Origin of the sequence: Streptomyces subrutilus, assembly GCF_008704535.1 — a bacterium.
Lineage (GTDB): Bacteria > Actinomycetota > Actinomycetes > Streptomycetales > Streptomycetaceae > Streptomyces > Streptomyces subrutilus.
The window spans coordinates 4,997,395-5,022,014 of the sequence record NZ_CP023701.1; the positions used below are offsets into that span (position 1 = coordinate 4,997,395).

18 protein-coding genes are annotated in these 24,620 nt (G+C 72.7%); 17 read left to right on the forward strand and 1 reads right to left on the reverse strand.

Annotated elements, in window-relative coordinates:
• Positions 1-146 precede the first annotated feature (146 nt).
• Positions 147-1,196: a rod shape-determining protein gene (locus CP968_RS22045; protein WP_150519642.1), complete on the reverse strand. Its 1,050-nt coding sequence runs from the start codon at positions 1,194-1,196 to the stop codon at positions 147-149.
• A 118-nt stretch (positions 1,197-1,314) separates the two neighbouring features.
• Between CP968_RS22045 and folC the strand changes: the two genes are divergently transcribed.
• From folC to galE, 17 genes are all read left to right on the forward strand, one after another.
• Positions 1,315-2,844 (forward strand): bifunctional tetrahydrofolate synthase/dihydrofolate synthase, encoded by a 1,530-nt coding sequence (gene folC / locus CP968_RS22050; protein WP_150519643.1) that lies wholly within the window; start codon positions 1,315-1,317, stop codon positions 2,842-2,844.
• Between the two features lie 2 nt (positions 2,845-2,846).
• Positions 2,847-3,206 carry a DUF4233 domain-containing protein gene (locus tag CP968_RS22055; RefSeq protein ID WP_150519644.1) on the forward strand — a complete coding sequence of 120 codons (360 nt, stop codon included), beginning with the start codon at positions 2,847-2,849 and terminating at the stop codon, positions 3,204-3,206.
• Between the two features lie 64 nt (positions 3,207-3,270).
• Positions 3,271-3,681, forward strand: coding sequence for a nucleoside-diphosphate kinase (ndk, locus tag CP968_RS22060; RefSeq protein WP_150519645.1), 411 nt, complete (start codon positions 3,271-3,273; stop codon positions 3,679-3,681).
• 296 nt (positions 3,682-3,977) lie between these two features.
• The gene (locus tag CP968_RS22065) at positions 3,978-4,997 is read left to right on the forward strand and encodes a rod shape-determining protein (RefSeq protein ID WP_008738981.1); all 1,020 of its coding nucleotides are present in this window, start codon (positions 3,978-3,980) and stop codon (positions 4,995-4,997) included.
• A 170-nt stretch (positions 4,998-5,167) separates the two neighbouring features.
• A complete protein-coding gene (gene mreC, locus CP968_RS22070) occupies positions 5,168-6,115 on the forward strand; it encodes a rod shape-determining protein MreC (protein ID WP_150519646.1) in 948 nt (315 codons plus the stop codon).
• 13 nt (positions 6,116-6,128) lie between these two features.
• The gene (gene mreD, locus CP968_RS22075) at positions 6,129-6,833 is read left to right on the forward strand and encodes a rod shape-determining protein MreD (protein WP_150519647.1); all 705 of its coding nucleotides are present in this window, start codon (positions 6,129-6,131) and stop codon (positions 6,831-6,833) included.
• A gap of 13 nt (positions 6,834-6,846) precedes the next feature.
• Positions 6,847-9,024, forward strand: a complete 2,178-nt coding sequence (gene mrdA, locus CP968_RS22080; protein ID WP_150519648.1) for a penicillin-binding protein 2 — start codon at positions 6,847-6,849, stop codon at positions 9,022-9,024.
• Positions 9,025-9,039: 15 nt separating this feature from the next.
• Positions 9,040-10,239 carry a rod shape-determining protein RodA gene (rodA, locus tag CP968_RS22085; RefSeq protein ID WP_150519649.1) on the forward strand — a complete coding sequence of 400 codons (1,200 nt, stop codon included), beginning with the start codon at positions 9,040-9,042 and terminating at the stop codon, positions 10,237-10,239.
• A 49-nt stretch (positions 10,240-10,288) separates the two neighbouring features.
• On the forward strand, positions 10,289-11,809 hold the full coding sequence (locus tag CP968_RS22090) for a CYTH and CHAD domain-containing protein (RefSeq protein WP_150519650.1): 1,521 nt from the start codon (positions 10,289-10,291) through the stop codon (positions 11,807-11,809).
• Between the two features lie 72 nt (positions 11,810-11,881).
• The gene (locus CP968_RS22095) at positions 11,882-13,807 is read left to right on the forward strand and encodes a TIGR03960 family B12-binding radical SAM protein (RefSeq protein ID WP_189828944.1); all 1,926 of its coding nucleotides are present in this window, start codon (positions 11,882-11,884) and stop codon (positions 13,805-13,807) included.
• Positions 13,808-14,118: 311 nt separating this feature from the next.
• Positions 14,119-14,898 (forward strand): TIGR03936 family radical SAM-associated protein, encoded by a 780-nt coding sequence (locus CP968_RS22100; RefSeq protein WP_150519652.1) that lies wholly within the window; start codon positions 14,119-14,121, stop codon positions 14,896-14,898.
• A gap of 238 nt (positions 14,899-15,136) precedes the next feature.
• Positions 15,137-19,192, forward strand: a complete 4,056-nt coding sequence (locus CP968_RS22105; protein WP_150519653.1) for an Rne/Rng family ribonuclease — start codon at positions 15,137-15,139, stop codon at positions 19,190-19,192.
• 453 nt (positions 19,193-19,645) lie between these two features.
• A complete protein-coding gene (gene rplU, locus CP968_RS22115) occupies positions 19,646-19,966 on the forward strand; it encodes a 50S ribosomal protein L21 (RefSeq protein ID WP_030159347.1) in 321 nt (106 codons plus the stop codon).
• Between the two features lie 13 nt (positions 19,967-19,979).
• Positions 19,980-20,234, forward strand: a complete 255-nt coding sequence (gene rpmA, locus CP968_RS22120) for a 50S ribosomal protein L27 (protein ID WP_054227552.1) — start codon at positions 19,980-19,982, stop codon at positions 20,232-20,234.
• Between the two features lie 179 nt (positions 20,235-20,413).
• A complete protein-coding gene (gene obgE, locus CP968_RS22125; protein ID WP_150519655.1) occupies positions 20,414-21,862 on the forward strand; it encodes a GTPase ObgE in 1,449 nt (482 codons plus the stop codon).
• A gap of 66 nt (positions 21,863-21,928) precedes the next feature.
• Entirely contained in the window at positions 21,929-23,545 is a 1,617-nt protein-coding gene (locus CP968_RS22130) for a glycosyltransferase family 2 protein (protein ID WP_150519656.1), read from the forward strand.
• A 24-nt stretch (positions 23,546-23,569) separates the two neighbouring features.
• Entirely contained in the window at positions 23,570-24,550 is a 981-nt protein-coding gene (galE, locus tag CP968_RS22135) for a UDP-glucose 4-epimerase GalE (RefSeq protein ID WP_150519657.1), read from the forward strand.
• Positions 24,551-24,620 lie beyond the last annotated feature (70 nt).

A 24,620-nucleotide genomic window follows, 5' to 3' on the forward strand; every position in this document is an offset into this window, starting at 1 on the left:
CGCCCAGGCACGGCACCAGACGCCGCGGGCTCGGCCGACAAGATCCGAAAGAGACGACCTAGTCGCCGCGCCCAGGCCCCCGGTCCGGCCCCGCCGCCGCCCGGGCCCGCCCGCGGCGCGCCAGTGGCCCGGCCCCGCCGCCCCGGTCAGGCCTTCGCCGGTGCCAGCAGGCGGCCCAGGGTGTCGAGGTCCTCGACGCACTTGCCCGAGCCCAGCGCCACGCAGTCCAGCGGCGCGTCCGCCACGAAGACCGGGATGCCCGTCGCGGAGGCGATCCGCAGGTCCAGGCCCGGCAGCAGCGCGCCGCCGCCGGTCAGGACGATGCCGTGCTCCATGACGTCGCCGGACAGTTCCGGCGGGCACTCCTCCAGGGTGGTGCGCACGGCGGCGATGATGGCCTCGACCGGCTCGTCGAGGGCCGCGCGCACGTCCGCGGCGGTGAGCACGAGCGACTGCGGCATGCCGCCGACCCGCTCTCGGCCGCGCACCGTGAACGTGGCGCTCTCCAGCTCGGGCCGGCCGGGCACCGGCCAGGCGGAGCCGACGGCGACCTTGACGTCCTCGGCGGTGCGCTCGCCGATGAGCAGCGAGTACTCCTTGCGGACGTGGTCGGTGATCGCGGCGTCGAGCCGGTCGCCGCCGACGCGCAACGACTGCGAGGTGACGATGCCGCCGAGGGAGATGACGGCGACCTCGGACGTGCCGCCGCCGATGTCGACGACCATCGAGCCGCGCGCTTCCTCGACGGGCAGTCCGGCGCCGATGGCGGCCGCCATCGGCTCCTCGATCAGGTGCACGCTGCGGGCGCCGGCCCGGGTGGAGGCCTGGACGATGGCGCGGCGCTCGACCGGGGTGACCCCGGAGGGCACGCAGATCACCATCCGGGTGCGGGTCCGCCGGCCGGGGACCGCCTTGCGGACGAAGTGCCGGATCATCTCCTCGGCCGCCTCGTAGTCGCAGATCACGCCGCCCTTCAGGGGCCGGATCGCGGTGATGGAGCCGGGGGTGCGGCCGATGGTCTCCTTGGCCTCGGTCCCGACGGCCAGGGCGGTGGTGGTGCCCGCCCGCACGGCGACCACGGACGGCTCATTGAGGACGATCCCGTGCCCCCGGGCGTAGACGAGGGTGTTGGCGGTGCCCAGGTCCATCCCTATGTCGCGGCTGGAAGCGGTCTTGTTCTTGCTTGCCTGCGGCATTTGTTCCCCAATCTCCTGCCCGCAAGGCTTGCATAACGATCTGGTCGCTCCGGCCGCCGAAGGTCCCGAAACGCCCGGGCCGAAGGTCCCGCCGGTCGCCGTCCGTAGACTGGGGTCCGTGAGTGAGCAGCAGCCCGAGAGCCACGGCCCCGACGATCTTGACCACCGTCTCGACGAGTTCGACCAGATCGTGGCGGAGGAGTCCGAGCGCGACCCCGACCTGGCGGTGATCGAAGCCGGGAGCCGCACCCTGCGCGCCCTGGCCGGCCCGCCGCAGGGGGACGCCGTACCCGCGCACCCCACCGACCCGGAGGTCGCCCGGGCGCTCCTGGAGGTGGAGCAGGAGCTCGCCACCCGCTGGGGCGAGACGAAGCTGGAGCCGTCGGTGTCGCGCATCGCGGCGCTGATGGACGTCCTGGGGGAGCCGCAGCGCGCGTACCCCTCCGTCCACGTCACCGGCACGAACGGCAAGACCAGCACGGCCCGCATGATCGAGTGCCTGCTGAACGCCTTCGAGCTGCGCACCGGCCGCTACACGAGCCCGCACGTCCAGTCGGTCACCGAGCGGATCAGCCTCGACGGTGCGCCGATCAGCGCCGAGCGGTTCGTGGAGACATACCACGACATCAAGCCGTACGTGGAGATGGTCGACGCCGCCGAGGAGTACCGGCTGTCGTTCTTCGAGGTGCTGACCGGGATGGCGTACGCCGCCTTCGCGGACGCTCCGGTCGACGCGGCCGTGGTCGAGGTCGGCATGGGCGGCACCTGGGACGCGACCAACGTGATCGACGGCTCGGTCGCGGTGGTCACCCCGATCAGCCTGGACCACACCGACCGGCTCGGCTCCACCCCCGGTGAGATCGCCGGGGAGAAGGGCGGGGTCATCAAGCAGGGCGCCACCGTGATCCTCGCGCAGCAGCCGGTGGACGCGGCGCAGGTGCTGCTGAAGAAGGCCGTCGAGGTCGACGCGACCGTGGCCCGCGAGGGCATGGAGTTCGGCGTCGTCTCGCGCGAGGTCGCGGTCGGCGGCCAGCAGCTGACGCTGCGCGGCGTGGGCGGCGAGTACGACGGGATCTTCCTGCCGCTGTACGGGGCGCACATGGCGCGCAACGCGGCGGTGGCGCTGGCCGCGGTCGAGGCCTTCTTCGGCATCGGCCAGGAGCACGCACGGGCGCTGGACGTGGAGACCGTGCGGAAGGCCTTCGCCTCGGTGACCTCGCCGGGCCGCATGGAGGTCGTGCGGCGCAGCCCGACGGTGGTCCTGGACGCGGCGCACAACCCGGCGGGCGCGGCGGCCACCGCGGAGGCGGTCACGGAGTCGTTCGGCTTCAGCCGCCTGGTCGGGGTCGTCGCCGCGAGCGAGGGCAAGGACGTGCGCGGGGTGCTGGAGGCCTTCGAGCCCATCTTCGCCGAGGTGGTGGTGACGGAGAACTCCAGCCACCGGTCGATGGGCGCGGACGAGCTGGCGGGCGTCGCCGTCGAGGTGTTCGGTGCGGACCGGGTGCAGGTGGAGCCGCGGCTGGACGACGCCCTGGAGGCGGCGATCACCCTGGCGGAGGAAGAGGCCGAGTACGGAGGGGCCGGGGTCCTGGTGACCGGTTCCGTGATCACGGTGGGCGAGGCCCGCCTGCTGATGAAGAGGGGCTGAGGATGCGCACGCTGTGTGCGAGCACGCTGATCGGCGAGTTCTTCGTGATCGGCTTCGCCGGTCTGGTGGCCATGAAGAACCCGGACCTGACGCAGACGCAGGTCTGGACGGTCTGCGGCGTCACGATGCTGCTGTCCGTGCTGCTGTGCGGGATGCTGTCGCGCCCCGGGGCGGTCCAGCTGGGCTGGGCCCTGCAGATCGGGCTGATCGCGAGCGGGTTCGTGGTGCCGACGATGTTCTTCCTGGGCGCGGTCTTCGCGGGGCTGTGGTGGTGCTCGGTGCACTACGGCCGGAAGATCGACGCGATCAAGGCCCGCTGGGCGGCGGCGCAGGAGGCCCCCGCGGCGGCTGACGCTGTGTGACGGTTCACCGCAACGGCCCTGTAGATTCGTCCCACCGCACCCGTATGCCGCAAGGAGCAGCAACATGACCCAGCGCACCCTCGTCCTGCTCAAGCCCGATGCCGTCCGCCGGGGTCTGATCGGCGAGATCATCGGCCGCATCGAGCGGAAGGCCGGCTGGACCATTCCCGCGCTGGAGCTGCGCACCCTGGAGCAGGACACCCTTGAGGCGCACTACGGCGAGCACAAGGGCAAGCCGTTCTACGAGCCGCTCATGGGCTTCATGGCCGGCGGTCCGGTCGTCGCGCTGGTGGTGGAAGGGGAACGCGCCATCGAGGGTGTCCGCCAGCTGGCCGGACCCACCGACCCGATCGCCGCCGCGCCCGGGTCCATCCGGGGGGACTTCGGCAGCATCGTGCGGGAGAACCTGATCCACGCCTCGGATTCCGAGGAGTCCGCCGCGCGCGAGCTGAAGCTGTTCTTCCCCTCTTTGTGAGCACTCCTCACTGACGTGACATCAGCCAAACAGCGCTCATGACCTGGGGCGACCGAAGTAATTTCGGTCGCCCTTCGGTATTTCCGGCCCGGACCGGGAACGCCTGTGCAGGACGCGACGTCACCACTAAGGGGGCGGGTATCCGATCCGGCGGGATTGCCGGAGTCCCGTCGCGCGGTCTTCGTACTCGCGGCACTACGATGGGGCCTCCACCCACACACCCACCTCGCCGACCTGACAGCAGCCGCTATCAACTGGAAGGCCAGACGCTCCTCATGGGGAACAAGGGGAACAACATGTCGTTCATCGGCCGTGACATGGCGATCGACCTCGGGACCGCCAACACGCTGGTGTACGTGAGGGGCCGGGGAATCGTCCTGAACGAGCCGTCCGTGGTCGCCATCAACACGAACACCGGCGGCATCCTGGCGGTCGGCTCCGAAGCGAAGAAGATGATCGGGCGCACGCCCGGCAACATCGTCGCCGTACGCCCCCTCAAGGACGGCGTGATCGCCGACTTCGAGATCACCGAGCGTATGCTCCGGTACTTCATCCTCAAGATCCACAAGCGCCGCTACCTGGCCCGCCCGCGCGTCGTGGTCTGCGTGCCCTCCGGCATCACCGGAGTGGAGCGACGCGCCGTCATCGAGGCGTCCACGCAGGCCGGCGCCCGTCAGGTGCACATCATCGAAGAGCCCATGGCCGCCGCCATCGGCTCGGGCCTGCCCGTCCACGAGGCCACCGGCAACATGGTCGTGGACATCGGCGGCGGCACCACCGAGGTGGCCGTCATCTCCCTCGGCGGAATCGTCACGGCGCAGTCCATCCGGGTGGCCGGCGACGAGCTCGACAACGCGATCATCCAGCACATCAAGAAGGAGTACTCGCTCCTCCTCGGTGAGCGCACCGCCGAGCAGATCAAGATCACCATCGGGTCGGCCTACGACCTCGACAAGGACGAGCACACCGAGATCCGCGGCCGCGACCTGGTCTCGGGCCTGCCCAAGACCGTGGTCATCTCGGCCGCCGAGGTGCGCAAGGCCATCGAGGAGCCCGTCAACGCCATCGTCGACGCGGTCAAGACCACCCTCGACAAGTGCCCTCCGGAGCTCTCCGGCGACATCATGGACCGCGGCATCGTGCTCACCGGCGGCGGCGCCCTGCTGCGCGGCCTGGACGAGCGGCTGCGCCGTGAGACGGGGATGCCCATCCACATCGCCGAGGACCCCCTGGACTCCGTCGCGCTCGGCTCCGGCAAGTGCGTCGAGGAGTTCGAGGCGCTCCAGCAGGTTCTGGACGCCCAGCCCCGCCGCTGATGCTGCCGCCCGTGGCCTCCGGTCATGCGGAACACAAGAATCCGCCGTACGGGTGCTACCGCGTCCGTGCGGCGGATCGTTGATATACAGGCAAAAGACCTGTGCGAGCTCCGGCTCCACCGGCGCGGCTCCGCCGCGAATATCTCTACGAGGAAGGCACGCCGCCGCACGTGAGGGACACACGAGAGAGCCGGCTGCTCCTGGTGCTTCTGATCGCCATCGCGTTCGCACTGATCACGGTGGACATCAGGGCGGGCGAGGAGTCTCCGGTCGACGGTGCCCGGCAAGCCGCCGCCACGGTCTTCGGCCCGGTCGAGAAGGGCGTCGCGACCGCCGTCGACCCGGTCGGCAACGCCATAGGGGCCGTACGGGACTCCGGCAAGCGCCACAACCGCATCGCCACGCTGGAACGCGAGAACGCCGGGCTGAAGGCCAGGCTCGGCAGCGAGGACCAGACCCGCAGCCGCGTCCGCGAGCTCGACGAGATGCTCAAGCGGGCCGGCGCCGGGCAGTACGGGATCAAGGGCGCCGAGGTCATCGCCATAGGAGCGGCCCAGGGCTTCTCCTGGACCGTGACCATCGACGCCGGCAGCAAGGACGGCATCGAGCGCGACATGACCGTCCTCAACGGGGACGGCCTCGTCGGCCGCGTCTCCACCGTCGGACCCGACACCGCCACGGTCGTCCTCGCCAACGACCCCGACTTCACCGTCGGGACGCGCCTGGAGAAGACCGGCGAGCTCGGCTTCGCCACCGGCCAGGGCGACCGCGCCCTGTCGGTCCAGATGCTCAACGGCAAGGCCAAGGTCAACCCCGGCGACCGGCTCGTCACCTTCGGCTCGCGCGGCAACAAGCCCTTCGTGCCCGGCGTGCCGATCGGCGAGGTGGTCAAGGTCGAGCCCTCCCGCGGCGACCTGACCCGGACCGTCTGGGTGAAGCCGTTCGTCACCTTCTCCCGGCTGGACATCGTCGGCGTCGTGGTGACGCCGCCGCGCGAGGACCCGCGCGACGCCGTCCTGCCGCCCAAGCCCGAGGCCCCCAAGCCCACCCCGACCGTCACCGTGACGGTCACCCCGTCCGCGACGGCCGGTGTGGCCGGCAAGCCGGCCGACGAGTAGGAGCAGACCGCCCATGCGCTTGAACCGGATCCTGCTCTCGGCGACCCTCGTGGTCGTCGCCCTCGTCGTCCAGGTCACCGTCCTGGGACGGCTCCAGCTGCCCGGAGCCGTCCCCGACCTGGTCCTGCTGACCGTCGTCGCCCTCGCGCTCGTCTACGGGCCGGTCGGCGGCGCCCTCGTCGGCTTCACCGCGGGCCTCCTCGCCGACCTGGCCCCGCCCGCCGACCACGCCGCCGGGCGCTACGCCCTGGTGCTGTGCGTCATGGGGTACGCGGCCGGGCTGGTCCGCCCCGACAACGGGCGGTCCCGCTCCGCCTGGGGCCCGATGCTCACCGTCGTCGGTGCCGCGATCGCCTCCACCCTGCTCTACGCGGGCGTCGGCGCCCTCGTCGGCGACACGGCGGCCCGTCACGTGGGCCTGCTGGGCCTGCTGTTCACGGCCACCCTCTACGACCTGCTGCTCGCGCCGTTCACCGTGCCGCTCATCATGGCCCTCGCCCGGCGCGCCGAGAACGACCCGATGGCCGTCGAGGCCGGGGGCGGGCCGGCCCAGAGCGCGGACGTCTCCTCCGGCTGGCTGGCCGGGGGCACCGGCCTGCGGATCGGCAGCCAGCGCGGCGGCCTGCGGATGAAGACGGCGCGCGGCCGGGCCAACCGGGCCGGCCGCATAAAGGGCATCAAGGTCGTCAAGGGTGTGAAGAGCGTCAAGAAGCTGTGAGGGAGGAGCACACGTGACCAACGTTCCGGAGACCGGCCGCACCTCCCGGGTGCGGATCCGGCTCGTCATGATCCAGGTCCTCGTCTTCTCCCTGCTGCTCACGCTCGGCGGGCGCCTGTGGTACCTCCAGATCCGCAACGGCGCCGAATACTCCGACGAGGCGAAGAACAACCACGTCCAGCAGGTGGTCCAGCCCGCCGTGCGCGGCTCGATCCTCGACGCCCGCGGCGTCCCGCTCGCCGACAACGAGACCCGTCTGGTCGTCTCCGCCAGCCGGACCGACCTGATGAAGATGAAGGACAAGGGCAAGGGCGTCCTCACCCGCCTCGCCGGCGTCCTCGACATGAAGCCGCGCGAGGCCATGGACAAGGTGCGGCTCTGCGACTCCCAGACCCCGCAGCCCTGCTGGAACGGCTCCCCGTACCAGCCCATCCCGGTCACGCTGAAGGCCACCACCCAGCAGGCCCTCCAGATCCGCGAACGCCCCGAGGACTTCCCCGGCATCACCGCGGAGCCCACGGCCGTACGCCGCTACCCGGCGCCCGGCGGCGCCAACACCGGCCAGGTGCTCGGCTACCTCTCCCCGGTCACCGACGCGGAGATCGTCAAGGCCAAGGACACCAACTCGCCCTTCCTCCGCTCCGACCAGGTCGGCCGCTTCGGACTGGAGCGCACCTACGACAAGGAGCTGCGCGGCAAGGCCGGCGTCACCCGCTACGAGGTGGACAACCTCGGCCGGGTCATCGGCGAGGCCGCCAACGACCCCACCGTCCCCGGCGCCCACCTGGTGACGAGCATCGACGCCCGCGTCCAGGGCGTCGCCGAGTACGAGCTGAACGCCGCCATGGTCGAGGCCCGCAAGCAGAACGACCGCAACACCGGCGTGAACTACAAGGCGGACGCCGGCGCCGTGGTGGTCCTGGAGTCCAAGACCGGCCGCGTCGTGGCGATGGCCTCCAACCCCAGCTACGACCCGAACGTGTGGGTCGGCGGCATCTCCGCCAAGGAATACGCCAGGCTCACCGCCAAGGCCTCCAACGTCCCCCTGATGAACCGGGCGATCCAGGGCCAGGCGGCCCCGGGCTCGATCTTCAAGGTCATCCCGACCGCGGCGGCCGTCAACGCCGGGTACAAGTTCGACGGCGAGTACCCCTGCCCGAGCTCGTACTCCATCGGAGGCCAGGTCTTCAAGAACTTCGAGTCCCAGGGCCACGGGTCGATCACCCTCGGCCAGGCCCTCGAAGTCTCCTGCGACACCGTCTTCTACGCGCTCGGCCACCAGCAGTGGCTCAAGGACGGCGGGCTCAAGCCGAAGCGGCACCCGGCGGAGATCTTCTACAAGACCGCCCACGAGTTCGGCCTCGGCGCCGAGACCCACGTGGACCTGCCGGGCGAGGAGAAGGGCCGGGTGCCCGACCGCCGGTGGAAGCAGCGGTTCTGGGAGGCCAACAAGAACATGTGGTGCAAGAGCGGCAAGAAGGGCGGCACCTACGTCGAGCTGCTGTCCTACGAGAACTGCCTCGAAGGCAACCTCATGCGCGCCGGTGACGCCGTCAACTACTCCATCGGCCAGGGCGACACGCTCGTCACCCCCATCCAGATGGCCACCATCTACGCCGCCATCTCCAACGGCGGCACCCTGTGGAACCCGACCATCGGCAAGGCCATCGTCAGCGCCGACGGCAAGCACGTCGAGGAGATCAAGCCGCAGGCCCACGGCCGGCTCCCGATGACCGAGACCACCCGGCAGAAGATGAACGGCGCGCTCGAAGGCGTCGCCACCCGCGGCACCGCCGCCTGGCGCTTCGGCGGCTGGCCGCAGAAGCAGATCCCCATGCACGCCAAGACCGGCACCGCCGAGGTCTACGGCAAGCAGACCACCTCGTGGTTCGCCACGTACACCGAGGACTACACGATCGTGATGACGATCTCCCAGGGCGGCACCGGCTCGGGCGCCTCCGGCCCCGCCGTGCGCAACCTCTACAACGCCATCTACGGTCTGGACATGGCCGGCAAGCAGGACCCGGCCAAGGCCCTGCTCCCCAAGCCGGAGGCCGGGCTGCCCCGGATCCAGCCCGACGGCTCCATCGACGCCCCCGAGATCAGGCCGTACGTGCCGCCGTCCCCGGAGGAGCTGGCCCCGGCCGCGCTCGCCGGGCCTCCCGCCCCGCCCGTGGCACGCCAGGACTGAGGACCGAGTACCGACATGCAGACCGCCAACAAGTTCTCCGTCTCCCGGTACGCGCCCGAGCGCGGGGCGATGGCCAAGCTCACCGCCCGCGACTCGGTGGTGCGCCGGCTCGACTGGCCGATACTCCTGTCCGCCCTCGCCCTGTCCCTCATCGGCTGCCTGCTGGTGTGGTCGGCGACCCGCAACCGGACCTCGCTGAACCAGGGCGACCCGTACTACTTCCTCTTCCGGCACGCCCTCAACACCGGCATCGGCGTCGTGCTGATGATCGGCACGGTCTGGCTCGGCCACCGCACCCTGCGCGGCGCGGTGCCCGTGCTCTACGGGCTCTCGCTCGTCCTCATCCTCGCCGTGCTCACCCCGCTCGGCGCCACCATCAACGGCGCCCACGCGTGGATCGTGATCGGCGGCGGGTTCTCGATCCAGCCGTCCGAGTTCGTGAAGATCACGATCATCCTGGTCATGGCGATGCTGCTGGCCACCCGGGTGGACGCGGGCGACCTCGCCCACCCGGACCACCGCACGGTCGTCAAGGCGCTGTGCCTGGCGGCCGCACCGATGGGCATCGTCATGCTGATGCCCGACCTCGGCTCCGTCATGGTCATGGTCGTCATCGTGCTCGGCGTGCTGCTCGCCTCGGGCGCGTCCAACCGCTGGGTCCTCGGCCTGATCGGCTCGGGCGCGGCCGGCGCCATCCTGATCTGGCAGCTCGGCGTCCTCGACGAGTACCAGATCAACCGCTTCGCCGCCTTCGCCAACCCCGAGCTCGACCCGGCGGGCGTCGGCTACAACACCAACCAGGCCCGCATCGCCATCGGCTCGGGCGGCCTCAGCGGATCCGGCCTCTTCAAGGGTTCGCAGACCACCGGCCAGTTCGTGCCGGAGCAGCAGACCGACTTCGTGTTCACGGTGGCCGGCGAGGAGCTCGGCTTCATCGGGGCCGGCCTGATCCTGGTCCTGCTGGGCATCATCCTGTGGCGCGCCTGCATGATCGCCCGGGAGACCACCGAGCTCTACGGGACGATCGTGTGCGCCGGGATCATCGCCTGGTTCGCCTTCCAGTCCTTCGAGAACATCGGCATGACGCTCGGCATCATGCCGGTCGCCGGCCTGCCGCTGCCCTTCGTCTCGTACGGAGGATCATCGATGTTCGCCGTCTGGATCGCCGTGGGACTGCTCCAGTCGATCAAGGTGCAGCGGCCGTTGTCGGCCTGATGGGCCATGCCCCCTGGAGCCGTGATCCGTTCGGGACTAAATTCGTCCCATGGCGGACACGAAGCGCGAAATCGAGCGGAAATTCGAGTTCACTAAGGCGTCGGCGGCCCGGCGCGGGGTCCCGGACCTGACGGGCACGGCCGGGATCGCGGCCGTCACCGACCAGGGCACCGTGGACCTCGACGCCGTCTACTACGACACCCCCGACCAGCGGCTCGCCGCAGACGGCCTCACGCTGCGCCGCAGGACCGGCGGCGCGGACGCCGGCTGGCACCTCAAGCTCCCCGTCTCCCCGGGGGTCCGCGACGAGGTCGGGGCCGAGCTCGGCGACACCGTCCCGCGCTCCCTCGCCGCCCTGCTCCGCTCGCGCGTCCGCGGCACCGGGCTCCGCCCCCAGGTCAGACTGCTGTCCTCGCGCCGGGTCAGCCACCTGCTCGACGCGGACGGAGCCCTCCTGGCGGAGCTGTCCACCGACACCGTCCTGGCCGAACGCGGCGAGGCCACCGCCGCCTGGACCGAGGTCGAGGTGGAACTCGCCGACGGAGTGGACCCGGGCCTGCTCGACGCGGTCGAGAAGGCCTTCCGCAAGGCGGGCCTCAAGGTTTCCGAAGCCCCCTCCAAACTCGCCCGCGCCCTCGCCGAGACCGGCAGCGCGCCCCCGGTCCGGCCCGGCCGCGAGGCCGCCGACCCCACGGCCGGCGCACACGTCCTGGCGTACCTGCGCACCCAGCGCGACGCCCTGGTCGCCCAGGACCCGGCCGTCCGGCGGAACCTGCCCGACTCCGTCCACCGGATGCGCGTCGCCACCCGCCGGCTGCGCAGCGCCTTCACGACCTACCGCAAGGTGCTGGACCGCACCGTCACCGACCCCCTCGGCGAGGAACTGCGCTGGCTGGCCGGGGAACTCGGCGCCGACCGCGACCAGGAGGTGCTGCTGGAGCGGCTCCGGGCCCACATCGGCGAACTGCCCCGCACCCTGCTGATGGGGCCCGTCCGCAACCGTCTGCGCCTGTGGCACACCACCCGCCGCTCCGGCACGCGCCGCCGGGCCCTCGCCGCGCTCGACGGTGCGCGCTACCTCGCCCTGCTGGACTCCCTCGACGCCCTGCTCGACGCGCCGCCGCTGCTCGGCCCCGCGGCCGACCCCGCCGACGAGGTCCTGCCCCAGGCGGTGCTCCGCGACTTCGCGCGGCTGGCCGGGCGCGTCGACACCGCCCTCGCCCTGGAGCCGGGCGGGGAGCGCGACCTCGCCCTGCACGACGCCCGCAAGGCCGCCAAGCGCGCCCGCTACGCGGCGGAAGCGGCCGTCCCGGCCCTCGGCAAACCGGCGAAGCGCCTGGCCAAGGCCGTGAAGTCGGTCCAATCGCTGCTCGGCGACCACCAGGACGGCGTGGTGGCCCGCGACGCCCTGCGCGGGCTCGCCGCCCAGGCCCAGGGATCGGGGGAGCCGAGCTTCACCTGGGGCGTGCTCCACGCCCGCGAGGAAGCCCTGGCCGAGCGGCGCGAACGGGAGCTCCCGGAGGTCTGGGCGACGGCCTGCGCCCCGGAGTTGCGGGCCGCCCTGGCATGATCACGCGGACGGGGGCGGCCGGGCCCCGGGGTACGCTTGAGAGTCGCCCCCTGCCCGCTTCACGAAAGTCGCGTGATGTCCGAGTCGGTCTTCCCACAGCTCGAAGCTCTGCTCCCGCATGTGCAGAAGCCCATCCAGTACGTCGGTGGTGAGCTCAACTCCACCGTCAAGGAGTGGGACTCGTGCGACGTCCGCTGGGCGCTGATGTACCCGGACGCGTACGAGGTCGGGCTGCCCAACCAGGGCGTCATGATCCTCTACGAGGTGCTCAACGAGCGCGAGGGCGTGCTCGCCGAGCGCACCTACAGCGTCTGGCCCGACCTCGAAGAGCTGATGCGCGAGCACAAGGTGCCGCAGTTCACCGTGGACAGCCACCGCCCGGTCTCCGCCTTCGACGTGTTCGGCCTCAGCTTCTCCACGGAGCTGGGCTACACGAACATGCTCACGGCCCTGGACCTCGCGGGCATCCCGCTGGAGGCCCGCGACCGCACCGTCGACCACCCGATCGTCCTCGCGGGCGGCCACGCGGCCTTCAACCCCGAGCCGATCGCGGAGTTCATCGACGCGGCGGTCATCGGCGACGGCGAGCAGGCCGTCCTCGACATGACCGAGATCATCCGGACCTGGAAGGCCGAGGGCCGCCCCGGCGGCCGCGACGAGGTGCTGCTGCGCCTCGCCAAGACCGGCAACATCTACGTCCCGCGCTTCTACGACGTGGAGTACCTCCCGGACGGCCGCATCGGCCGCGTCGTCCCGAACCGCTCCGGCGTGCCGTGGCGCGTGTCCAAGCACACCGTCATGGACCTCGACGAGTGGCCCTACCCCAAGCAGCCGCTGGTCCCGCTCGCCGAGACCGTGCACGAGCGGATGTCGGTGGAGATCTTCCGCGGCTGCACCCGCGGCTGCCGCTTCTGCCAGGCCGGCATGATCACGCGCCCCGTGCGGGAGCGAAGCATCACCGGCATCGGCGAGATGGTCGAGCGCGGCCTGAAGGCCACGGGCTTCGAGGAGGTCGGCCTGCTCTCCCTCTCCTCGGCCGACCACACCGAGATCGCCGAGATCGCCAAGGGCCTCGCGGACCGCTACACGGACGACAAGGTCGGCCTGTCCCTGCCGTCGACCCGCGTCGACGCCTTCAACGTGGACCTGGCCAACGAGCTGACCCGCAACGGGCGCCGCTCCGGCCTGACCTTCGCGCCCGAGGGCGGCTCCGAGCGCATGCGCAAGGTCATCAACAAGATGGTCTCCGAAGAGGACCTGATCCGGACCGTCTCGACCGCGTACGGCAACGGCTGGCGCCAGGTGAAGCTGTACTTCATGTGCGGCCTGCCCACCGAGACCGACGAGGACGTCCTGCAGATCGGCGACATGGCGGTCAACGTCATCGCCAAGGGCCGCGAGGTCTCCGGCCAGAACGACATCCGCTGCACGGTGTCCATCGGCGGGTTCGTCCCGAAGCCGCACACCCCCTTCCAGTGGGCGCCGCAGCTCTCGGCCGAGGAGACCGACGCCCGCCTCGGCAAGCTCCGCGACAAGATCCGCGGCGACAAGAAGTACGGCCGCTCCATCGGTTTCCGCTACCACGACGGCAAGCCGGGCATCGTCGAGGGCCTGCTCTCCCGCGGCGACCGCCGCGTCGGCGACGTCATCCGCGCCGTGTACGAGTCCGGCGGCCGCTTCGACGGCTGGCGCGAGCACTTCAGCTACGACCGCTGGATGGAGGCGGCCGAGAAGACGCTGCCCGCGCACGGCGTGGACGTCGCCTGGTACACGACGCGCGAGCGCACCTACGAGGAGGTCCTGCCCTGGGACCACCTGGACTCCGGCCTCGACAAGGACTGGCTCTGGGAGGACTGGCAGGACGCGCTCGACGAGACGGAGGTCGACGACTGCCGCTGGACGCCGTGCTTCGACTGCGGCGTCTGCCCCCAGATGCAGACCGAGATCCAGATCGGCCCGACGGGCAAGAAGCTGCTGCCGCTGTCGGTCGTGAAGTGACCCGGACCGCGTAACGGCTCCGACGGGAGGCCCCCGCCACGACGGCGGGGGCCTCCCGCGCGTCGCCGGCCCGGCCCGGTGCTCCTTTCCGGGAACCGGCGAGGTCACGGGCGCGTACTCTGGGTAGGAGAAAGCCGCAGGCAACACGCCCGGCCCCGAGATCTCCCTCCGCGAACGGCAGGGGTGAGCCGGAGGCGGGGCGGGGCCCGCAGGCCCCGGACCTCAGGGCGACGCGCGAGCCGCGGAGCCCCGCACAAGGAGAAGAACCACTGGGCAAGCGACAGCCCGAAGGCCCGCCTCCCGCACCGGTGGTGCAGCGCATCCGACTGCGCTACACCAAACGCGGGCGCCTCCGGTTCACCAGCCACCGCGACTTCCAGCGCGCGTTCGAGCGGGCCCTGCGCCGCGCCGCCGTGCCGATGGCGTACTCGGCCGGCTTCACCCCGCACCCCCGCGTCTCGTACGCGAACGCCGCTCCGACCGGGACCGGCAGCGAGGCCGAGTACCTGGAGATCGGGCTCGCCGAGGCCCGCGACCCGGAGAAGCTCCGCGCCCTGCTCGACGAGTCGATGCCCACCGGCCTCGACATCGTCGACGCCGTCGAGGCCCGCACCTCCGGCCTCGCCGACCGCCTGACCGCCTCCGTCTGGGAGCTGCGCCTGGACGGCGTGGAGCCGGCCGAGGCCGAGCGGGCCGTGGCCGCCTTCCTCGCGGCCGAGACCGTGGAGGTCCAGCGCCGCACCAAGAACGGCATGCGGACCTTCGACACGCGCGGCGCCGTGGTGAGTCTGGCGGCCCTGTCCGACCCGGCTGATAGGTCCGCGGACCGTGCCTGTGCGATACTGCGGCTGGTTGTTCGGCATTTGACACCTGCCGTGCGACCCGACGACGTCCTGTCCGGTCTCCGAGCTGTGGCCGACCTGGCGCCGCCGGTCCCCTCAGCGGTGACCAGGCTGGCGCAGGGGCTCTTCGACGAGGAGTCCGGCACGGTGACCGACCCGCTCGCGCCCGACCGCGAGGCTGATACGGCCGCTCCACCCACGGCCGCCGTAACAGCCGACGCGAAGGCGCCGGAAGGTCCCGCCGCGTAGGGATCGTCGCCGTCGCGCAGCCCTGGGACTCGGGAGCCACCTGGGTCGGGCAGCGCACTGACCTGAAGACTTCCGCCAGGCCGTACGGACAAAGACGTACGGAACCGGCGGCCATGGACTAGAGCTCCCGTGTGGCGAACGCGCCCCGGAGGCCGGTGTCCGCGCTCATTACGCGGACACCGTGCCGGACCGGACGTCAGCCGCGGCGCCCGGGAGCGTGACGGGAGAACCGCCCGCAATGCTCAACAACGAAATCGACTCCACCACCGCAGGCAACGCCGACAGCGGCAGCCCCAGCGACAACCTGCCCCCGCGCAGGCGTCGCCGCGCCGCCTCCCGGCCCGCCGGCCCGCCCGGCGCCAGCCCCGCGGAGACGGCCCCCGTGGCCGAGGCCGCCCCGGCCGCCCCCGTCGAGGAGGCCGCCCCGGCCGCCGCCCCCGCCCGTACCCGCCGCCGCGCGACCCGCGCCGTGGCCGCCCCCGAGACGCCGGCCGCCGAGGCCGCGGCTCCCGCCGTCGCCGAGGCGCCCGCCGCACCCGCGCCGGTGGCCGAGGAGACCGCGGCTGCCGCCCCGCGTGCCCGCCGCCGCGCCACCCGCGCGGTGACCGCCCCGGAGGCTCCGGCCGCCGAGGCCCCTGCCCAGGCGCCCGCCGCCGCCCCCGCCGAGCCGCAGGCCGAGGAGTCCGCGGCCCCCGCGCCGCGTGCCCGTCGCCGCGCCACCCGCGCGGTCGCCGCTCCGGTGGCCGAGGCCCCGGCCGCCGTGGAGGCCCAGGCGCCCGCCGCCGCTCCGGTCGAGCCGGTGGCCGAGGAGTCCGCGGCCCCGGCGCCGCGTGCCCGTCGCCGCGCCACCCGCGCCGTCGCCGCCCCGGCCGCCGAGACCGCCGCTCCGGTGGCCGAGGCCCCGGCCGCCGTGGAGGCCCAGGCGCCCGCCGCCGCTCCGGTCGAGCCGGTGGCCGAGGAGTCCGCGGCCCCGGCGCCGCGTGCCCGTCGCCGCGCCACCCGCGCCGTCGCCGCCCCGGCCGCCGTCGCTTCCCCGGCGCCCGTCGCGGACGAGGCCCCCGCCGCCGTGGAGGAGGCCGAGGCCCCCAAGGCCCCCGCCACCCGCTCGGTGACCGTCGCCGACGCCGTGGACTCGCCGAAGCGCGGCGGCCGCCGCCGCGCCACCCGCTCCACCGGCACCGCCGCGCCGGCGCAGCCCGTACAGCCCGCCGCCGAGGCCGAGGCGGCCCCGGCGCGCGGCCGCCGCGCCGCACGGCCCGCCGTGGCCGTCTTCCAGGCCCCGGTCTTCGCCGAGCCGATGTTCCAGACCCCCGAGACCGCGGCCATGGCCGCCGCGGCCGCCCGCGCCGCCGCCCCGGCCGACGAGGTCGAGGACGAGGAGGAGGTCGAGCTGGAGGCCGAGGTCGTCGAGACCCCCGCCCCGCAGCCGGCCGGCCGTCGCCGTCGCCGCGGTCGCGGCGCCGCCGAGGCCGCCCCCGTCGCCGAGAGCGCCCCGGTCTCGCTGCCCGAGGTGCTCGCCGAGGAGGAGCCGGAGGCCGAGGCCGCCGAGCTCGACGAGGAGTCCGCCGACTTCGAGGACGGCGACGAGTCGGGCGAGCGCCCCTCCCGCCGCCGCCGTCGCGGTGGCCGCCGCCGTCGCCGCGGCGAGTCCGCCGACCTCGACGAGGCCGCCGACGAGGACACCGAGGCCCCGGCCGCCGAGCAGGAGGCCGAGGACGAGCAGGACGACGACGAGGACGAGGACAACGGCGCCGCGGGCTCCAGCTCCAGCCGTCGCCGCCGTCGCCGTCGCCGTCGCAGCGGTGACTCCGCCGACTCCGCCGACTCGGGCGACGACGACGGCGTACGGACCGTCGTCAAGGTCCGCGAGCCGCGCCCGGCCCGCGAGCGCAGCGAGTCCACCTCCTCCGACGAGGTCCAGTCCATCAAGGGCTCGACCCGCCTGGAGGCGAAGAAGCAGCGCCGCCGCGAAGGCCGCGAGCAGGGCCGCCGCCGCGTCCCGATCATCACCGAGGCCGAGTTCCTGGCCCGCCGCGAGGCCGTCGAGCGCGTGATGGTCGTCCGACAGGCCGGCGAGCGCACCCAGATCGGCGTCCTGGAAGACAACGTGCTCGTCGAGCACTACGTCAACAAGGAAGAGGCCACCTCGTACGTCGGCAACGTCTACCTGGGCAAGGTCCAGAACGTGCTGCCGTCCATGGAGGCCGCCTTCATCGACATCGGCAAGGGCCGCAACGCCGTCCTGTACGCCGGCGAGGTCAACTTCGAGGCGCTCGGCATGGCCAACGGGCCCCGCCGCATCGAATCCGCCCTCAAGTCCGGCCAGTCGGTCCTGGTGCAGGTCACCAAGGACCCCATCGGCCACAAGGGCGCCCGCCTGACCAGCCAGGTCTCGCTGCCCGGCCGCTACCTGGTCTACGTGCCCGAGGGCTCGATGACCGGCATCAGCCGCAAGCTGCCCGACACCGAGCGCGCGCGCCTGAAGACCATCCTCAAGAAGATCGTCCCCGAGGACGCGGGCGTCATCGTGCGCACCGCCGCCGAGGGCGCGAGCGAGGACGAGCTGCGCCGCGACGTCGAGCGGCTGCAGGCCCAGTGGGAGGACATCCAGAAGAAGTCGAAGCAGATCTCGACCTCTTCGCCGAGCCTGCTGTACGGCGAGCCGGACATGACCGTGCGCGTCGTGCGCGACATCTTCAACGAGGACTTCTCGAAGGTCATCGTCAGCGGTGACAGCGCCTGGGAGACCATCCACGGCTACGTGAACCACGTGGCCCCGGACCTGGCCGACCGGCTGTCGCGCTGGACCTCCGAGGTCGACGTCTTCGCGACGTACCGGATCGACGAGCAACTCGCCAAGGCGCTCGACCGCAAGGTGTGGCTGCCCTCCGGCGGCTCGCTTGTGATCGACAAGACCGAGGCGATGATCGTCATCGACGTCAACACCGGCAAGTTCACCGGTCAGGGCGGCAACCTCGAAGAGACCGTCACCAGGAACAACCTGGAGGCGGCCGAGGAGATCGTGCGCCAGCTGCGGCTGCGCGACCTGGGCGGCATCGTCGTCATCGACTTCATCGACATGGTCCTGGAGTCCAACCGCGACCTGGTCCTGCGGCGCATGCTGGAGTGCCTGGGCCGCGACCGTACGAAGCACCAGGTGGCCGAGGTCACCTCGCTGGGCCTGGTCCAGATGACCCGCAAGCGGGTGGGCCAGGGCCTGCTGGAGTCGTTCTCCGAGACCTGTGTCCACTGCAACGGCCGCGGTGTCATCGTGCACATGGAGATCCCGACCGCGGTCGGCGGCGGCGGCAACGGCAAGCGTTCCAAGCGCCGCGGCAAGGGCGAGTCGGACCACCACGACCACGAGCACGAGCACGAGGCCGTCGAGTTCGAGGCCGAGACCGAGGCCGAGGTGGCCGCCGAGGCCGCCGCGCCGCGGGCGCTGCCCGAGCCGGAGTTCGTCGCGGACGAGGAGCTGTACAGCAGCGCGGCCGAGGCCGAGGCCGCGGCGGGCCTGAGCGGCCGCCGCAACCGCCGCCGGGCCACCCGCAAGGCCACCGCTCCGGCGGGCGCGCCGCGTACGGCGGCCCCGGCCGCCGAGGCACCGGCCGAGCCGGTCGCGGCCCCGGTCGTCACCGCCCCGGAGCCGGTCCGCGAGGCCGTCGCCGAGCCGGTCGCCGAGCCCGTGGTGGAGCCCGTGGCGGAGGAGGCCCCCAAGGGCCGCACCCGTCGCCGGGCGACCCGCAAGGCCACCGCACCGGCCGGCGCCCCGGCGTCCGCTGCCGAGGCGGCCCCGGAGCCGGTCGCGGTCGCCGCGGCGGAGCCCGTCGCCGTACCGGAGCCGGAGCAGTCGCAGCCCGAGCCGGTCGCGGAGGCGGCCGAGGCCCCGCAGGCCGTGGAGGACCCGGTCGTGGAGGCCGCCCCGGCCCGGCCGCGCCGGCGTGCCACCCGCAAGGCCACCGCACCCGCCGGGTCCCCGGCCGGCGCGGCGGAGGCGGCCGTGGTCGTCGTCGAGGCGCCGGTGAACGAGCCGGCCGCCGAGCCGGCGGCCGAGGAGGCCGCTCCCGCCGACGAGGCCGCCCCGGCGAAGAAGGCCGCCAAGAAGGCTCCGGCCAAGAAGGCGACCGCGGCGAAGAAGACGGTGGCCAAGAAGGCGACGGCGGCGAAGAAGGCCACCACCGCCAAGAAGGCCGCCACGACGACGAAGAAGACCGCGACCAAGCGGGCCACGAAGAAGACCGCGGCGGCGGAGCAGCAGTCGCTCCCGTCCGTCACGGCCCCCACCGAGGCCTGACCCGCGGCTCCCGCGTCACCGGCCCCGCCCGGCACCTCCTGGTGCCGGGCGGGGCCTTTCGCCGCCCCGGCGTCCGGATGAGGCAGGCCGCGGCCGCAGGCGTCCGTGCAGGGGGTCGGGAGGCCCTCCGCGGCGGGGCCGGCGCCGGGGCGCGCAGCCGCGGGCGAGGGGCCCTTCCGGGGCGGCGGAGCGTCCGTCGACGGGGCCCCGGACCGTGGCACCGGCCTCGCGGACCGCGGTCGTGATCGTGCGGATCGTGCCCGTCCGGGCCCCGGTTTGACCCCCCAGACCCGGCCCCGTAACCTAGGGCGCTGGCGTGTCTATGTGCCCGCCGTCCACTGAGCACCTCACCTCCCGTACCGCCTCGCGGCTCGGGGGAGGCCGGCCTGCGGCGTCTGTCCGCGGGGCCGGCTGGCTTCAGGGGTTCCCGAATCGAGCGAGAGAGAGATCCGCGTGTACGCCATCGTGCGCAGCGGTGGTCGCCAGCACAAGGTTGCTGTTGGTGACATCGTTGAGGTTGACAAGATTTCCACTGCCAAGGTCGGCGACACGGTCGAGCTCTCGACCCTGCTCGTTGTCGACGGCGACGCCGTGACCAGCGACCCGTGGGTGCTGGCCGGGATCAAGGTCCAGGCCGAGATCGTGGACCACCACAAGGGCGCCAAGATCGACATCCTGCGCTACAAGAACAAGACCGGCTACCGCCGTCGCCAGGGTCACCGTCAGCAGTACACGGCGATCAAGGTCACCGGTATCCCCACGGCTGCGAAGTAAGAGGGACTGAGACATGGCACACAAGAAGGGCGCATCGTCCACCCGGAACGGGCGCGACTCCAATGCCCAGCGGCTCGGCGTGAAGCGCTTCGGCGGTCAGGTCGTTTCCGCTGGTGAGATCCTCGTCCGCCAGCGCGGCACCCACTTCCACCCCGGTGCGGGTGTGGGCCGTGGCGGCGACGACACGCTGTTCGCGCTGCAGGCCGGTTCGGTCGAGTTCGGCACGCACCGTGGCCGCAAGGTCGTCAACATCGTTCCGGCCGCCTGATCCAGCTCTGCTGATCACGGCGTACCGAACTTTCCCGAGGGCGGATCTCAGCTCTTCCCGGCTCAGGCCGGGAAGAGAGGTCCGCCCTCGGCGCGTTGTCACACAGACACGTTTAATGGGTAGCAAGGCCTACCCCCCGGACTTTCCGGGATATTCCCGCTGTATCTGGAGGAACAACCATGACCACCTTCGTGGACCGCGTCGAGCTGCACGTCGCCGCGGGTAACGGGGGCCACGGCTGCGCCTCCGTTCACCGGGAGAAGTTCAAGCCGCTCGGCGGCCCCGACGGCGGCAACGGCGGCCGTGGCGGCGACGTGATCCTGGTGGTGGAGCAGGCGGTCACCACGCTGCTCGACTACCACCACAGCCCCCACCGCAAGGCCACCAACGGCAAGCCCGGCGAGGGCGGCAACCGCTCCGGCAAGGACGGCCAGGACCTGGTCCTGCCCGTGCCGGACGGCACCGTCGTCCTCGACAAGGAGGGCAACGTCCTCGCCGACCTCGTCGGCCAGGGCACCACCTACGTGGCGGCCGACGGCGGCCGTGGCGGCCTCGGCAACGCGGCCCTGTCCTCCGCCCGCCGCAAGGCGCCCGGCTTCGCGCTCCTCGGCGTCCCCGGCACCACCGGCGACATCGTCCTGGAGCTCAAGACCGTCGCCGACGTGGCGCTGGTCGGGTTCCCGAGCGCCGGCAAGTCCTCGCTGATCTCGGTGCTCTCCGCGGCCAAGCCGAAGATCGCGGACTACCCCTTCACCACCCTCGTCCCGAACCTGGGCGTCGTCACCGCCGGCTCGACCGTCTACACCATCGCCGACGTCCCGGGCCTGATCCCCGGCGCCAGCCAGGGCAAGGGCCTCGGCCTGGAGTTCCTGCGCCACGTGGAGCGCTGCTCGGTGCTGGTGCACGTGCTGGACACCGCGACCCTGGAGTCCGACCGCGACCCGGTGGCCGACCTCGACGTCATCGAGGAAGAGCTCAAGATCTACGGCGGCGGTCTGGAGAAGCGCCCCCGCCTCGTCGTCCTGAACAAGGTCGACATCCCCGACGGCCAGGAGCTCGCGGACATGGTCCGCCCGGACCTGGAGGCCCGCGGCTACAAGGTCTTCGAGGTCTCCGCGGTCGCCCGTACGGGCCTCAAGGAGCTCTCGTACTTCCTCGCCGAGGTCGTCGCCAAGGCGCGCGCCCGCAAGCCGAAGGAGGAGGCGACCCGCATCGTCATCCGTCCGAAGGCCGTGGACGACGCCGGCTTCACCGTCGCCTACGACGAGGTCGAGGACGTCTACAACGTGCGCGGCGAGAAGCCGGAGCGCTGGGTCCGCCAGACCGACTTCAACAACGACGAGGCCGTCGGCTACCTCGCCGACCGCCTCAACCGCCTCGGCGTCGAGGAGGCGCTCAGGAAGGCCGGCGCGCGCGCCGGCGACGGCGTGGCCATCGGTTCCGACGAGAACGCGGTCGTCTTCGACTGGGAGCCGACCATGATGGCCGGCGCCGAGATGCTGGGCCGCCGCGGCGAGGACCACCGTCTGGAGGCGCCCCGCCCGGCCACCCAGCGCCGCAAGGACAAGGACGCCTCGCGCGTCGACCCCGCGCAGCAGGAGTACGACGAGTTCCGGCCGTTCTCCTAGCCGCTCAGGACGGAGGCCGGCAGGCAATTGAGGGCGCTTTTACTTCGTTCGCCTAGGATCCACCGGGTGAACAGCAGCAACCTCCCCACGGTCTCCGTGGTGGTCATCGCGTACAACGACGCCGGGCTCGTGGGCGAGGCCGTCTCCTCGGCCCTCGCCCAGGGCCCGGTCGTCGCCGAGGTCATCGCCGTCGACGACGCCTCGTCCGACTCCACGGGCCGGGTCCTGGACGAGCTGGCCGCCGCCCACCCGCGCCTGAAGGTCGTGCACCGGGCCGACAACAGCGGGGGGTGCGGCACGCCGCGCAACGACGGCATCGCCGTCGCCACCTCCCCGTACGTGCTCTTCCTGGACAGCGACGACGTCCTGCCGCCGGGAGCGGCCGAGGCCCTGGTGCGCACCGCCGTGCTGCACGGGGCGCCGGTCACCGTCGGCGCGGCCGTGCGCCGCGAGCTGCCCCAGCACCACGACGTGCCGTGGATGCCCGGCCTGCACACCCCGGGCGAGGTGGTCGAGCGCCCCGCCGACCGGCCCGAACTCGTCCGCGACACCCTCTGCGTCAACAAGCTGTACGAGCGCGACTTCCTGGAGAAGCACCAACTGCGCTTCCCCGACGGCCGGTTCACCTACGAGGACTTCGTCTTCACCGCCGGCGTCCTGGCCGCCGCCCCCCGGATCGCCGTCACCGGCGAGCTCGTCTACGTCTGGCACGTGCGACGGGACGCCGCCCGGGTGTCGATCTCCCTGGACCGCAAGGACGTCGGCAACTGGCGCTCCCGGATCGAGGCCCACCGCACGGCCTCGGGCATCCTCGCCGACGCCTCGCCGGAGCTCGGCCGGGCCTGCCAGGTGAAGTTCCTGGAGTACGACCTGCCGATGTACCTGCGCGAGCTCGGCAAGGACCCCGAGTACCAGCGCGCCTGGTGGACGCTGACCCGCGCCTACCTCGACACCTTCGACGAGGCCGACGTCGCGTCCGCCGCGCCGCACGCCCGCTGGATCGTCCGGGTGCTGCGCGCCGCCGAGACCCCGCCCGCCGACGTCGAGCGGCTCACCCGCCTCGCCGCCGACCCGCCCCGCCTGCTGCCCCCGTACGCCTCCGGGCCCGACGGCGGCCCGGTCTGGAGCGCGGAGCTCCCCGTCGAGCTCGACGGGCTGCTCGCCCTGCCGACCGGGGACCTGCCCGTCACCATGGACGCGGAGCCCGCGGGCCGGACGGCGGTGCGCATCCGCCTGCACGACCTCTACGGGCGGCTCGCCGCCGCCGCCCCGCAGAGCGCGCAGCTGCACTTCCTGCCCCGGGCCGGCGGCGCGCCGGTGCTCGCCAAGCCGGTCCCGCTCGCCCCGGACCCGGACGGCGGCTGGAGCGCCGTGCTGCCCTTCCGCCCCGGCGACCTGGCGGCCACCGGCCGCGCCCAGGGCCTGCGCAGGCTCCAGACGTGGAACGTCGCCGTGGGCGTGCGGTGCGCCGACGGGAGCTCCCTGATCACCTCCCTGCGCCCCCGGGCCGGACTGCTGCGCCGCCGGGCCCTGCCCAGCGGCCGGTACGGTGTCCTGCTGACGCAGCCGTTCCGCACGGGCTCCGGCTCGCTGGCCCTGCGCCTGGCGCCCGGCGCGGCGGGCGCGATGTACCTCGTACGCAACCGACTCCACCGGGCCAGGGCGGCCCGCGAGTCGGTCTGAACCACACGAAAACAGGAGACGCACATGACCTTTCTGATCACCGGTGGCGCCGGGTACATCGGCTCGCACGTGGTCCGCGCGATGCGGCTCGCGGGGGAGGAGGTCGTCGTCCTGGACGACCTCTCCACGGGCGACGCGGCCCGTGTGCCCGAGGGCGTCCCGCTGGTGGTCGGCTCGGTCCTCGACCGGCTCGTCCTCGACCGGACCATCGCCGAGCACCGGATCACGGGCGTGGTGCACCTCGCGGGCAAGAAGCAGGTCGGAGAGTCCGTCGAGAAGCCGATGTACTACTACCACGAGAACGTGGGCGGTCTCACGGTGCTGCTGGAGGCCGTGGCCGCCGCGGGCGTCCGCAACGTCCTGTTCTCCTCCTCCGCCTCCGTCTACGGCATGCCGGACGTGGACCTGGTCACCGAGGACACGCCCTGCGCCCCGCTGAGCCCGTACGGGGAGACCAAGCTGGCCGGCGAGTGGCTGATCCGGGCCGCGGGCCGGACCCACGGCATCGCCACCGCCTGCCTGCGCTACTTCAACGTGGCGGGCGCCGCGACCCCCGAGCTCGCCGACACCGGTGTCTTCAACCTGGTCCCGATGGTCTTCGAGCGGTTCGACGCCGGCGAGGGCGCCAAGATCTTCGGCGACGACTACCCGACCCCCGACGGCACCTGCGTCCGTGACTACATCCACGTCGAGGACCTCGCGGAGGCCCACGTGGCGGCGGCGCGCAAGCTCGCCGAGTGGGCCGCCGCGGGGGAGTACAAGGACCTCACCGTCAACATCGGCCGCGGCGAGGGGGTTTCGGTCCGGGAGATGACCGAGCTGCTGAACGCGGGCACCGGGCACGACGTCCCGCCGGTCGTCGTCCCGCGCCGCCCCGGCGACCCGGCGAAGGTCGTGGCCTCCGCCGAGCGCATCGCCGCCGAGCTGGGCTGGAAGGCCCGCCACGACGTCCGCGAGATGGTCGTCTCCGCCTGGGCCGGCTGGCAGGCCCACCGCAAGGCCTGAGCGCCGCGCGGTACGAAGCCGCCCGCCCCGGAGACGTCTCCGGGGCGGGCGGCTTTCGTACGGGGCGGGC

Coding starts and splice junctions, on each gene's coding strand:
- CP968_RS22045 (WP_150519642.1), bottom strand. CDS start 1,196: ATGCCGCAGGCAAGCAAGAACAAGACCGCTTCCAGCCGCGACATAGGG.
- CP968_RS22055 (WP_150519644.1), top strand. CDS start 2,847: ATGCGCACGCTGTGTGCGAGCACGCTGATCGGCGAGTTCTTCGTGATC.
- ndk (WP_150519645.1), top strand. CDS start 3,271: ATGACCCAGCGCACCCTCGTCCTGCTCAAGCCCGATGCCGTCCGCCGG.
- CP968_RS22065 (WP_008738981.1), top strand. CDS start 3,978: ATGTCGTTCATCGGCCGTGACATGGCGATCGACCTCGGGACCGCCAAC.
- mreD (WP_150519647.1), top strand. CDS start 6,129: ATGCGCTTGAACCGGATCCTGCTCTCGGCGACCCTCGTGGTCGTCGCC.
- rodA (WP_150519649.1), top strand. CDS start 9,040: ATGCAGACCGCCAACAAGTTCTCCGTCTCCCGGTACGCGCCCGAGCGC.
- CP968_RS22090 (WP_150519650.1), top strand. CDS start 10,289: ATGGCGGACACGAAGCGCGAAATCGAGCGGAAATTCGAGTTCACTAAG.
- CP968_RS22105 (WP_150519653.1), top strand. CDS start 15,137: ATGCTCAACAACGAAATCGACTCCACCACCGCAGGCAACGCCGACAGC.
- rpmA (WP_054227552.1), top strand. CDS start 19,980: ATGGCACACAAGAAGGGCGCATCGTCCACCCGGAACGGGCGCGACTCC.
- obgE (WP_150519655.1), top strand. CDS start 20,414: ATGACCACCTTCGTGGACCGCGTCGAGCTGCACGTCGCCGCGGGTAAC.
- galE (WP_150519657.1), top strand. CDS start 23,570: ATGACCTTTCTGATCACCGGTGGCGCCGGGTACATCGGCTCGCACGTG.